Here is a 527-nt window from a genome sequence, read left to right as displayed (position 1 = left end):
GTGCATACCCTGCCGCCTAAAGGCGACAAAATGCTGGTTATCGACATCGGCGGCGGTTCGACCGAATTTGTCATCGGCTCGGATTTGCAACCGCTGACCACAGAAAGCCTGCCTTTGGGCTGCGTAACATACAGCATGCGCTTCTTCCAAAACAAAGTGACCGCCAAAGATTTCCAAGCCGCCGTTTCCGCCGCGCGTATCGAAATCCAGCGCATCAGCAAACTGATGAAGCGTACCGGCTGGGATTTCGCCATCGGCACGTCCGGTTCGGCCAAATCCATACGCGACGTTTTGGCGGCCGAATTGCCGCAAGAAGCCGACATTACCGCCCAAGGCATGCGTTATCTTGCCGATAGGATTATCGAAGCCGGTTCGGTTAAAAAAGCCAAATTTGAAAACCTCAAACCCGAACGAATCGAAGTTTTTGCAGGCGGATTGGCCGTGATGATGGCCGCTTTTGAAGAGCTTTCGCTGACCAAAATGACCGTTACCGAGGCTGCCCTCCGCGACGGCGTGTTCTACGACTT

The 527-nt window shown here is 54.1% G+C and carries 1 protein-coding gene; it reads left to right on the top strand.

Translation table 11 applies throughout. From position 1 onward, the window contains the following. A partial coding sequence (locus ACTHUM_RS18510) for a Ppx/GppA phosphatase family protein (RefSeq protein ID WP_440403753.1) occupies positions 1-527 on the top strand: 527 nt, incomplete at both ends.

The sequence above is a fragment of the Neisseria sp. P0021.S006 genome (genome assembly GCF_051956895.1).
Note: the sequence above shows the minus strand (reverse complement) of the source record. Positions and strands in the feature narration are given on the sequence as shown.